The sequence below is a fragment of the Lentibacillus halophilus genome, assembly GCF_039522485.1.
GTDB classification, from domain to species: Bacteria; Bacillota; Bacilli; order Bacillales; family Amphibacillaceae; genus Lentibacillus; species Lentibacillus halophilus.
The window spans coordinates 21,223-32,016 of record NZ_BAAADM010000005.1 but is presented as its reverse complement, the minus strand read 5'-3'; the positions used below and the strand labels follow the sequence as shown (position 1 = coordinate 32,016).

Here is a 10,794-nt window from a genome sequence, read left to right as displayed (position 1 = left end):
AAAATGGCATGACCAGTTTCTTGTTGACCCGATCCAGGGTGGGGCAGGAACGTCACTGAATATGAATGCAAATGAGGTCATTGCTAATCGGACACTTGAGTTACTCGGTAATGAAAAAGGGAATTATGACTATTTAAGTCCAAACAGCCATGTCAATATGTCTCAATCAACGAATGATGTATTTCCAACATCCATTCACATTGCAGCATTGTCCCTCTTGGAACAATTGTTGGAAACTATGACATCCATGCATGAGGTGCTAAATAAGAAAGCGGAAGAATTTGATTCTGTTATAAAAATGGGACGAACACACCTGCAAGATGCTGTTCCAATTCGGCTTGGCCAAGAATTTCAAGCATATAGCCGGGCTCTGCAGCGTGATATCAAACGCATTCAAGATTCACGTCAACATTTATATGAAGTGAACATGGGTGCAACAGCTGTTGGAACTGGGTTGAACGCTGATCCGGATTATATCGAAAGTGTTGTAAGGAACTTGGCAGATATAAGTGGATTTCCTCTGAGTGGTGCTGAACATCTTGTGGACGCTACGCAAAATACAGATGCGTATACGGAAGTTTCGGCTGCATTAAAAGTTTGCATGATGAACATGTCGAAAGTAACGAATGATTTAAGACTTATGGCTTCCGGTCCTCGGGCTGGATTAGGTGAAATATCATTGCCGTCACGACAACCCGGTTCGTCGATTATGCCTGGAAAAGTGAATCCTGTGATGGCTGAAGTTATAAATCAAGTAGCATTTCAGGTGATCGGGAATGATCATACCATTTGTCAAGCATCTGAAGCGGGGCAATTGGAATTAAATGTTATGGAGCCTGTTTTGGTTTTTAACCTGCTGCAATCAATCAGTGTGATGAACAATGGCTTTCAAGTATTTACGGATTACTGTTTATCGGGAATTACTGCTCATGAAGTCACATTAAAAGATTATGTTGAAAAGAGTGTCGGTACCATTACAGCTGTTAACCCTCATATCGGTTATGAAACGGCTGCCGGTATAGCCAGAGAAGCAGTAGATAATGGGCAATCAGTCCGTGAATTATGTTTAAAATATGGTGTTTTGAATGAAGAGGAATTGGACCTTATTTTAGACCCTTATGAAATGACACATCCCGGAATTTCCGGCGAACAACTGCTTAATAATAACGATTGACATGATAACCGTGTTTAATTGTTTGAAATAAATTAATAGTGAATAAAAAATGTATTGCAATATTGACAAATATTCGAAATCCATTTAGAATCGTAATTAAGGAACATTTAAAGACAATATCCTTAAATAAAAGGAGGAAGGGTTCCATGAGTGCTGAATTTACTGAAGTTGATTCCAATGGAAAACAATTTGTAGATCGTGACCTATATCGTGATGTCATTGGGCATTTTGCAAGCGGTGTCACAATTATTACAACCAGAAAAGATGAGACGGACTTTGGTATTACTGCGAGTGCAGTTGCTTCATTATCGATGGATCCACCGATGTTGATTGTGTGTGTTAATAAACAGACTGGAACATGTAATGCCATCTCTGAATCAAAAAAATTCGGTGTCAACATTCTTCATGAAGATCAGAGTGAATTGGCAAAACAGTTTGCGCGGGCCAATACAGATAAATTCCAAGGTGTAGATACCACATACGGTGAAATGGGAGAGCCTTTACTAAACGATGTACTTGCACATCTGGAATGCCGTGTGGCTGAAGAAGTAACAGGGGGAACACATTCTGTATTTTTGGCGGAGGTCCAGAATGCACAAGCCGAACAAGGGATGCCACTGGCCTATTTCCGTGGTAAATTCGGACATTTTCAAGATGCGAATGATGAACGGGTGTTCAGGGAAATTCGCAAAATGGTACTTGAACGTAATTTTCAACCAGACCAAACATTAAACATTAATGATCTCGCTTATCAGTTTGATGTACCACGTCAAGCCGTTTACTATGCAATGATACGGTTGGAATCAAATGGACTTATTAACCGTATGGAAGAAGATCATTATCGTGTGAGTCCACTTGATACCAAAACACTGAATGAGGCTCTGGATACTCGATCAGCCTTGGAAATTGCTGCTGTCGAGCAGACGGTGGGTCATCTGTCAGATCAGCAACTTGATGATTTGAAAAAACGCATGAAAGACACATTGCCGAAAAACGACGGTTCATTTTTATCAGCTGACCAATACACCGAGGCTAACCAATCTTTTCATGATTTCACAGTAGCCATAGCCGAAAACACCACGCTATTGAACTCATATCGTCAGGTAACAGCGGAAGAGGTGATGGCCAGCGCCATACGTGCTGCTTTGTTGGCCAATGATCAGACGGCTCACAATGAGTTGACCAGTCTTGCTGATGATCATATTGCATTGGTGGAAGCGTTTGAAGCTGGCGATAAAGAAAAAGCTATAAGCGCTATTAAACAACACACGGAAAATGCTAAACGTTTAGGACATTATTTGATTGACAGTGCCGGGGGCCATATCTAGAAACATGATATTTAAGTTAATTATAAATACTAAGGAGGAAAAATAATGGCTTTGATGACAGGCGAAGAATATAAAAAATCTCTTAATGATGGACGTGAAGTGTACATTGATGGCGAACAGATAACGAATGTTGCAGAACATCCTTCTTTCAAGCCCATTGTGGACGCAAAGGCGCGTATGTATGATTTGAATCATAAACCGGAACTGAAAGATAAAATGACAACAACACTTCCGGATGGGGAAGAAATTTGCCGAGCATATAAGCTGCCCACATCAAAAGAAGATTTAGAAGCGATTCGTACGTATGTTGAAACGGTTTTGGATGATTTAGGTGGAGTCGTCTACCGTATGGGTGATGAAACCATCGGAGAGATGTGGTCTTTATATGACGCACAAGATCAATTGAATGATGTTGATCCAAGATTTGCTAGAAATATAGAATATCACGTGGACCGGGTTGCACGGGAAGACTTATTTCACGTATCGGCTAACACGGATCCAAAAGGAGATCGGAGCAAACTTTTTGGCGGAAAAGATGGCGGCAAGCTTCTTCATGTAGTGGAAGAAAATGATGAAGGTATTGTTGTAAGAGGAGCTAAGTTTGAAACGGCAGCTGCTTATGCACACCAAGCATTTGTTAAGCCAACAATTCTTGATTGGCAAGCTAGTGAAGAAAGCATGGCCCCATTTGCTTGCGGATTCATTTGTGACATGGGTGCTCCTGGTTTAAAGCATATTTGCCGCAGTTCCTTTGGCGTTGATAAAAACGAAACGGATTATCCTATTTCAACCAATTTTGATGAAATTGATACACTATTAGTTTTTGATGATGTGCTCATTCCTTGGGATAATGTATTATTCCATCGTTCCCGGGAGTCTGCCGGTTATATCCGCAACACGCTGCACCGTTATTCAGCGTTTAATTATACACTTCGGATTCTGCGCAGAGCGGACTATTTAATCGGTACAGCTTTGTTGAATGCAGAACAAACAGGCTTAACGAAAATACAGCCTGTTAAAGAAAAGCTTTCAGAATTAATTACCTATCGTGAAGGAATTAACGCCCATTTAACGGCTGCCGTCAGCAACGCCGAAGAAAGTCCAGGTGGGTTGATGATGCCAAATCAATCACTGCTTTATACAGGTCGTATTTATGCTATTCAAAACTTTCCGGCTATGCAACATTTAACACGCGAACTGGTAGGTGGGCAATTGGCAATAACGCCTGACTCAGCAGCTCTGTTAAATCCGGATACGAAAGAGTATATAGACAAATATTATACTGTTGGTGAAGATGCTGGTGAAGTATGGACACCAGAAGAAAGGGCAAAACTCTTATATTTTGCTCGTGATCTATTAAATTCTTCATATGCAGGCCATCGTACAACGTTTGAACTGTTTGCCCAAAGTCCACCGTTTGCACAGCATATGGCAGCTTATAACAGTTTTGATATGGAAAAACAGCGTGAATTGGTGCGCAAAGGTGCTAACCTTTCCAGCAAAGAATATGCTAAGTAAATAATAATTTTCTTCCGATAAAGGATGGGAGTGGTTTTATGAAAGTCCATAGTGCTGATACCTTACAATTGCCGGAATCCTTAGTTACCATTGGAGCTTTCGATGGCGTGCATGTCGGTCATCAAACGCTTATAAAAAATGCACGTTTGCAAGCGAAGGCTTATAACGTTCCGTTGGTTGTATATACATTCGACCCTCCGCCTAAGGTTTATTTTCAGCATGCAATACTCCTTACACCTTTATCGGAGAAATTGAAAAAGCTGGAGAAATTAGGTGTGGATCACGTTATCACAGCGTCTTTTGATGCGGCTTTTTTATCAAGAGGTACAGATATGTTTATAAATGAATTGAAAGAGTTAAATCCAATAGAAATATGGGAAGGCCCTGATTTCCGGTTCGGCAGGGATCGGAATGGAGATATAAACACACTGAAAGAGTACTTTTCAGTTGAGGTTTTTGAACCGATTCATTGCGATGAAGGCGAAGTCATTTCTTCAACACGCATTCGTACTCTCCTCTTAAATAATCAAATTAAAGATGCACAACAACTGTTGTTGTTATCTCTGGACCGTACAGGTTCATAGTTGTTACTTATTTGATTCATAGAAATCTAATAAACAATGTCCGAATATAACATAAAAAGGAGATTTTAATAATGAAGATTGAACGAATCAGAACGTTTAAAACCAAAAACTATTATCCTAGTGATTTGGGGAAGCCTGAACATCACATCGATAATGAATTAAGTATGGCCGTAAAAGCTGGCAACAGAATTTTCTTGCGAGGTCAAACCGGTTTTGATTTTGAAGGCAATTTTCATGGTAAAGGTGATGTAGCCAAGCAAGCGGATAATGCATGCCACTGTGTTAAGCAATTAATTGAAGAAGCTGGCGGTACTGTTAATGATATCTGCAAAATGACTGTTTATCTTCTCAGTCGCGATGATAGAAGCAAGGTTTATCCTGTCATAGCTGAACATTTTGAAGATGTTTATCCGTGCAGTACAGGTTTGATTGTAAATGGTCTTGCGGTACCGGAAATGTTGATGGAAATCGATGTGGAAGCCGTAATAAGTGATGATGAATAACCAATTATCTTATAAATTTTACTACTGAATCTATGGAGGGAATTGTGGAATGGAAGCTACGAATACGTTTTCCGTTGCAGGCCGGTGTCCGGAAACTGGAGCATTGGGAGTCATTGTAACATCGAGCAGCCCAGCTGTTGGCTCTAGATGTGCTTGGGGGAAAAACGATGTGGGCGTTATTCTTCCCCAGAATGTAACGGATCCAAGACTTGCCACTGTTGGTCTTACAGCAATGGAACAAGGATATAATGCGGACGCAGCAATTCGGACAATGAAAGAAGCAAGTGATTACCCAGAATACCGTCAGCTCGCGGTCGTTGATAAAAACGGTGAATCTGCCGTTTTCACCGGTGACAAAGCACTGGGTGTATCGGGAGAATTTTGCTCAGATAATGTCGCCAGTATCGGAAATTTATTGAAAGACCCGGATATCCCACAGGCTATGGGAGAAAAATTTCTGCAAGAAAACAATCTTTCCTTGTCTGAACGGTTGATTTCAGCAATCGATACCGGTTTTGAGATGGGAGGAGAATTGGATCAAGAGCATTCCATTGCGCTCCTTGTGTATAAAGATGTCCCATTTCCATATGTGGATTTGCGAGTGGATTATAGTGAGGATCCACTTAATGACTTAAAGAACTTATGGGAAATTTATAAGCCACAAGCTGAAGATTACAAAGTTAGAGCACTTAACCCTGTAAAAGCGCCATCTTATGGTGTTAAAGGCGATGAATAGCGTTTCTCTTGATCGATCCCAAGCAGCATGCTGCTTGGGATCGATCGTTGATTATAAAAAAATGAATGGTAATTAGAATGAAAACAATATAATCAGTATTGAACCTCGGCACTCCACTTATCCGGCACTAACCTCAAAAAGAAACCCCGCTTTTTCGTGCGATGCACCACTGTCGAGGTTTTCTTGTCCAAAATTTTGAAATTGCCGTTAAATAGTTTTTAATAAATTTAAAAAATTACAATTTTTATTGACAATTATAAGAAAGATGTATACAATCTGAAATAAGGAATCATTAAGGAATTATTCCAATAGTATAGTAAAAAAGAGGAGGTTTTATAAGTTAATGATCATCAGAATTATTTCTTAATGTTGTTTTAAGCAAAATGACACCGCTTTCAATTTAGTGAGATTTTATCTTTCGGAAATGCTGTCGGGATATTCACTTCTCATACTTTTGGAACTCAATAGATAATAAAGAAATAAAAGCTATGCCTTGAAGTCAAGTTTGTTATGTCGATGATTTATAATTTTAGTCAGGAGGTACAAAATGAGCCAATTAAAACGAACAATAGGCTTATGGGGAGCAACGGCTATTGGAGTAGGCATTGTTGTCAGTTCAAGCGCATTAGTTTCGCTTGGACAGGGATTTGGAGCAGGAGGAACAGGCTTTATATTTGCCATGTTAGCAGCATTAATTCTTATGGTATTTGCTTATGCTTCCTTTACAGAACTATCGAGTATTATGCCCGTAGCTGGGGGGATCAATCATTATACATTACCTGCTATGGGTCCTTTTGTAGGAATAATTGCTGTCATTAGCGGGTATGTTTTAGTTAGTATTTTTTCTGGTGCTGCCGAAGCTGCTGTTGCAGGAATCATTTTTACTGATGTTTTTGCGCCGGGACTTGATCCCGTAATTGTATCAGTTACGATAACAGTGATTATTGCGTTAATCAACGTGCTTGGAGTAAAGGCGTTTAGTTCATTCCAAGTAGCATTAACAACCCTCTTAATAGGATCAACTGTTATTCTTGGAATATTAGGTATCTCTGGAATTGAACTTCCGGGAGAACCGGTACAGTATTCAATGAATATGGCAAGTGAGACTGGGTGGGGTGTTCTAGGATTAACCGCACTTGCTATTTGGCTTTTTATAGGTATTGAATTTATCACACCAATGGCTGAAGAAACTAAAAGACCTAATTTTACGATTCCTATAGCGATAGGAATCGGATTAACCGTTATATTTATTGCGAATATGTTATTTGGACTTGCTTCAATAAAGTTTGTATCGCTTGATATATTGGCAAATTCAGCATCTCCTCACGTTGAGGCTGCAAGTGCCATGTTAGGGAGAACGGGACAAATATGGATGGGTGTAGCTGCTATTTTTGCAACAGCAAGTACAATGAATACAATTATCGGTTCAGTTGCCCGAATGCTGTATGGAATGGGACAACGAGGTCAATTACCTAAAGTTTTTGGAAGTTTGAATAGGTTCGGAGCACCTTGGGTAGGTGTCGTATTTTTAAGTGCGCTTTTTCTGATTTTAGTATTATCCGGAACTGCCAATGGCGAAACGGTCGGTATACTTATTTTAGCTGGTTGTTTTTGTTGGTTAGTGACGTACTGTATAGCTCATATAGATGTTATGATTTTAAGATTTAAATATCCTGATGTTAAAAGAGGATTTAAATCCCCATTTGGTATAACGTTTCAGATATTAGGGCTGTTAGGGATGATTTATGTAATGTTTAATATGAGTCCAGATCCTGATGAAGCGAGACAAATATATAAATATTCGTTAATATTCTTAGGGATAACCGTTATTTTTGCTGCTTGGTGGGTAAAGTTTAAGATGAAAAAATCATTATTTGAGACGGTATCTTTAGAAAAAATAACAAATGACCCACACAATGAAGATGAAACTGCATAAAGCACACAATTATACGTATACATCATCTGAGTGGCAAAATGTCCGTTAACTAGATAGAAAATTAAGTAATTCCTGTCTCCGTATCTTAAAATTATTTACGCTTCTAGATACGTTGACAGGAATTATTCTAAAAAGTCAATAAAGTAGATGTTGTAATCAAATTTGCCGATATGATTTCATGTATGCAGTCAGGATAATTTAGCATCTGCACTGATAAGCGACTGTAATAGAACCTTTCCGGCAGCCTCTATATCATCCGGTCTGGTGTATTCCTCAGGACAGTGACTTTTGCCATCGATACTTTTAACAAAAAGCATAACGGATTTCGTGACCGATGACATATGCGCTGCATCGTGTACAGCCATGCTTGTTAATGTTAAGTGAGGTTCATTAACTTGTTCGGCCGATTGATTGAGAACATCGATCAAATCGTTGTCAAGCGGAATCGGATCCTGGTTAATAATAACATCCTCTTCCATTGTAATACCTCGCTTGCTTGCAATGTCTTTGCACTGCGACAGAATTTCCGATATGACGTAGTGAAACATTTCTTTATTGGTTTGACCGCGGACTTCAAATAAGAATTCAACTTCTCCAGGGACAATATTGGTGGCATTCGGATAAACATTTGCCTTTCCAACGGTACCGACGACATCGTTCTTATGTTCCTGGCAGACGTTTTCCACTTGAAGAATCATTTCGGAGGCAGCCGTTAGAGCGTCGGTACGTGAATCCATTGTTGTCGTGCCTGAATGATTTGATTCTCCTATTAATTTAATGTTATTCCTATAAACGCCAGCCATACGGTCAACGGATGCAACAGAGATATTTTGACTTTCCAGACGTTTGCCCTGTTCGATATGAAGTTCGAAAAATGCTTTTTTGTCCTCATATTGGCGGTACATTTCCGGATAAGAATCCAGATTTCCGTCCACTTCCAACAATGCATCTGTCAGTTTTGTACCTGTGCTGTCCGTTACATCTTTCAATTTTTCAAGAGGCAGTTTTCCTGTAAATGAACGACTTCCAAATGTCGATAGATTGAAATCATTGGATTCTTCCGCTGTGAAGCTTACAATCTCTAAATCATGGTCTAACTGTATATTGTGTTCTTCCAATGAAATGAGTAATTCTTTGGCCATTAAAACACCTAAAGGGCCATCAAATTTTCCTCCATTTGGAACAGAGTCAAGGTGAGAACCCACGACAATGGCTCCTGTTTTCATGCCGGTTCCTTTTTTTCTGGCCCATATGTTGGCAGCTCCATCCACGGTAATTTCCAAACCTAAATCCTTTAGTTCATTAATAAATTTATTCCTGACTTTTTTATCCTCTTCTGAAAAACTAGGGCGCGTAATTCCGCCATATTCATTTTTCCCATATTGAGCGTAGTCTTCTATGTTGCTCATTAATCGATCAATATCAATTCCGTGTAATTTGGATAAGGTCAATTATATCACTCCTTTATTAGGCTATAAAATTAATTTATGGAATTAATCCTTATATGTTCCTTAAATAAAATTATAATGAAAAATTGTCTGAATTACAAGTTATTTTAGATCAATTGCACTAATGATACACGCTTATCGAATGTTAAATGTCATGCGGTTCTGGATGTTGACAAAAAACGTGGACCATGCTACACTTTAAAAGTTAAACTTTATATGATCTGAGACAAGCAGAAGCACCCGCTTCTCACCTGATTGACGCATAAGATGCTGTTGACTGGTTTTCCTACTTTAAAGCAAACGACGGATACGTGTGGGTGCATAGTGTGCCCGCACGTTTTTGTTTGGATAGAAGGACCACTTGTCAATGACGGATCAACCAAACCAAAAATGGAGGTGGCTGGGAATTAGCAAAGAAATGAACGTCAATGAAAAAATTCGTGCCAAAGAGGTGCGTCTGATCGATTCGAACGGCGATCAGCTGGGAGTGAAATCACGGAACGAAGCGCTCGATGTTGCTCAAACGCAGAACCTTGATCTAGTTATGGTGGCACCGAACGCTAAACCACCAGTATGCCGGATTATGAATTACGGGAAATACCGTTATGAGCAACAAAAGAAAGAAAAGGAAGCACGCAAAAACCAAAAAGTCATTAATGTTAAAGAAGTGCGTTTCACTCCCGGAATTGGCGAACATGATTTCAAAACCAAATTGAACAACGCCAGGAAGTTTTTGTCCAAGGGTGATAAGGTGAAGGCATCGGTCCGTTTCCGGGGACGTGCCATCACACACAAAGACCTTGGGCGCGAAGTACTCAACCGTATGGCAAATGAAACAAATGATGTAGCAACAGTTGAGTCCAAGCCGAAGATGGAAGGCCGCAATATGTTTATGATGCTTGCACCAATTAAAGAAAAATAAAGCTTAGGCACAAGGAGGATACCAGTATGCCAAAAATGAAATCTCATAAAGGTTCACAGAAACGATTCAGCAAAACAGGCACAGGTAAATTAAAACGCGGACATGCGTACACAAGCCACTTGTTTGCGAATAAATCACCAAAACAGAAGCGCAACCTGCGTAAAACAACGACTGTTTCCAAAGGTGACTTCAGACGTATTAAAACAATGCTTCCTTATTAATAAGCATTGAACTGATTTTGCATAAAAACGACTATTTAATAGTACTCAGGAGGGATTGACTATGCCACGTGTAAAAGGTGGACCAGTAACACGACAGCGTCGCAAACGCGTATTAAAACTGGCAAAAGGATATTATGGTTCGAAACGGACGTTATTTAAACAAGCAAAACAACAAGTGATGAAATCCGGTCAATATGCTTATCGTGACCGCAGGCAGAAAAAACGCAATTTCCGCAAACTCTGGATTGCACGCATCAATGCTGCAGCACGCATGAATGATCTTTCATACAGCCGAATGATGCACGGGCTTAAACAGGCCGGTGTGGATGTTAACCGTAAAATGCTGTCCGATTTGGCCGTCAATGATGAGCAAGCGTTTGCTCAACTCGCTGATCAGGCAAAAGCGGCATTAAAATAAGATCAT

The 10,794-nt window shown here is 39.8% G+C and carries 11 protein-coding genes and 1 other annotated feature; of the genes, 10 read left to right on the top strand and 1 reads right to left on the bottom strand.

The annotated features are described in order from the left end of the window. From ABDZ72_RS01035 to ABDZ72_RS01005, 7 genes are all read left to right on the top strand, one after another. Positions 1 to 1,174 (top strand): aspartate ammonia-lyase (locus ABDZ72_RS01035; RefSeq protein WP_343750589.1); only part of this gene is annotated, 1,174 nt, incomplete at its 5' end. A 146-nt stretch (positions 1,175 to 1,320) separates the two neighbouring features. Further along, on the top strand, positions 1,321 to 2,502 hold the full coding sequence (locus ABDZ72_RS01030; RefSeq protein WP_343750588.1) for a flavin reductase: 1,182 nt from the start codon (positions 1,321 to 1,323) through the stop codon (positions 2,500 to 2,502). A 45-nt stretch (positions 2,503 to 2,547) separates the two neighbouring features. After that, the gene (locus tag ABDZ72_RS01025) at positions 2,548 to 4,020 is read left to right on the top strand and encodes a 4-hydroxyphenylacetate 3-hydroxylase family protein (protein ID WP_343750587.1); all 1,473 of its coding nucleotides are present in this window, start codon (positions 2,548 to 2,550) and stop codon (positions 4,018 to 4,020) included. A 38-nt stretch (positions 4,021 to 4,058) separates the two neighbouring features. Continuing rightward, positions 4,059 to 4,604 (top strand): FAD synthetase family protein, encoded by a 546-nt coding sequence (locus tag ABDZ72_RS01020; protein WP_343750586.1) that lies wholly within the window; start codon positions 4,059 to 4,061, stop codon positions 4,602 to 4,604. 71 nt (positions 4,605 to 4,675) lie between these two features. Further along, positions 4,676 to 5,107 (top strand): RidA family protein, encoded by a 432-nt coding sequence (locus tag ABDZ72_RS01015; RefSeq protein WP_343750585.1) that lies wholly within the window; start codon positions 4,676 to 4,678, stop codon positions 5,105 to 5,107. 49 nt (positions 5,108 to 5,156) lie between these two features. Next, positions 5,157 to 5,843 carry a DUF1028 domain-containing protein gene (locus ABDZ72_RS01010; RefSeq protein WP_343750583.1) on the top strand — a complete coding sequence of 229 codons (687 nt, stop codon included), beginning with the start codon at positions 5,157 to 5,159 and terminating at the stop codon, positions 5,841 to 5,843. A 547-nt stretch (positions 5,844 to 6,390) separates the two neighbouring features. Continuing rightward, positions 6,391 to 7,779 carry an APC family permease gene (locus tag ABDZ72_RS01005; protein ID WP_343750582.1) on the top strand — a complete coding sequence of 463 codons (1,389 nt, stop codon included), beginning with the start codon at positions 6,391 to 6,393 and terminating at the stop codon, positions 7,777 to 7,779. Positions 7,780 to 7,967: 188 nt separating this feature from the next. Here ABDZ72_RS01005 and ABDZ72_RS01000 read toward each other — a convergent pair whose 3' ends face one another. Continuing rightward, on the bottom strand, positions 7,968 to 9,230 hold the full coding sequence (locus ABDZ72_RS01000) for a M20 family metallo-hydrolase (RefSeq protein WP_343750581.1): 1,263 nt from the start codon (positions 9,228 to 9,230) through the stop codon (positions 7,968 to 7,970). A gap of 219 nt (positions 9,231 to 9,449) precedes the next feature. Next, positions 9,450 to 9,575 (top strand) — a sequence feature (ribosomal protein L20 leader region). Positions 9,576 to 9,645: 70 nt separating this feature from the next. On the opposite strand from ABDZ72_RS01000, the gene infC reads away from it, so the two are divergent. From infC to rplT, 3 genes are all read left to right on the top strand, one after another. Then, positions 9,646 to 10,149, top strand: coding sequence for a translation initiation factor IF-3 (gene infC, locus ABDZ72_RS00995; RefSeq protein WP_343750691.1), 504 nt, complete (start codon positions 9,646 to 9,648; stop codon positions 10,147 to 10,149). Positions 10,150 to 10,175: 26 nt separating this feature from the next. Next, positions 10,176 to 10,370, top strand: a complete 195-nt coding sequence (gene rpmI / locus ABDZ72_RS00990) for a 50S ribosomal protein L35 (protein WP_343750580.1) — start codon at positions 10,176 to 10,178, stop codon at positions 10,368 to 10,370. Between the two features lie 61 nt (positions 10,371 to 10,431). Continuing rightward, positions 10,432 to 10,788 (top strand): 50S ribosomal protein L20, encoded by a 357-nt coding sequence (gene rplT / locus ABDZ72_RS00985; RefSeq protein WP_343750579.1) that lies wholly within the window; start codon positions 10,432 to 10,434, stop codon positions 10,786 to 10,788. Positions 10,789 to 10,794 lie beyond the last annotated feature (6 nt).

What these genes read in the sequence shown, in the direction of transcription:
- ABDZ72_RS01020 (WP_343750586.1), top strand. Translation starts at nt 4,059, where the DNA reads ATGAAAGTCCATAGTGCTGATACCTTACAATTGCCGGAATCCTTAGTT.
- ABDZ72_RS01010 (WP_343750583.1), top strand. Translation starts at nt 5,157, where the DNA reads ATGGAAGCTACGAATACGTTTTCCGTTGCAGGCCGGTGTCCGGAAACT.
- infC (WP_343750691.1), top strand. Translation starts at nt 9,646, where the DNA reads ATGAACGTCAATGAAAAAATTCGTGCCAAAGAGGTGCGTCTGATCGAT.
- ABDZ72_RS01005 (WP_343750582.1), top strand. Translation starts at nt 6,391, where the DNA reads ATGAGCCAATTAAAACGAACAATAGGCTTATGGGGAGCAACGGCTATT.
- rpmI (WP_343750580.1), top strand. Translation starts at nt 10,176, where the DNA reads ATGCCAAAAATGAAATCTCATAAAGGTTCACAGAAACGATTCAGCAAA.
- ABDZ72_RS01025 (WP_343750587.1), top strand. Translation starts at nt 2,548, where the DNA reads ATGGCTTTGATGACAGGCGAAGAATATAAAAAATCTCTTAATGATGGA.
- rplT (WP_343750579.1), top strand. Translation starts at nt 10,432, where the DNA reads ATGCCACGTGTAAAAGGTGGACCAGTAACACGACAGCGTCGCAAACGC.
- ABDZ72_RS01015 (WP_343750585.1), top strand. Translation starts at nt 4,676, where the DNA reads ATGAAGATTGAACGAATCAGAACGTTTAAAACCAAAAACTATTATCCT.
- ABDZ72_RS01030 (WP_343750588.1), top strand. Translation starts at nt 1,321, where the DNA reads ATGAGTGCTGAATTTACTGAAGTTGATTCCAATGGAAAACAATTTGTA.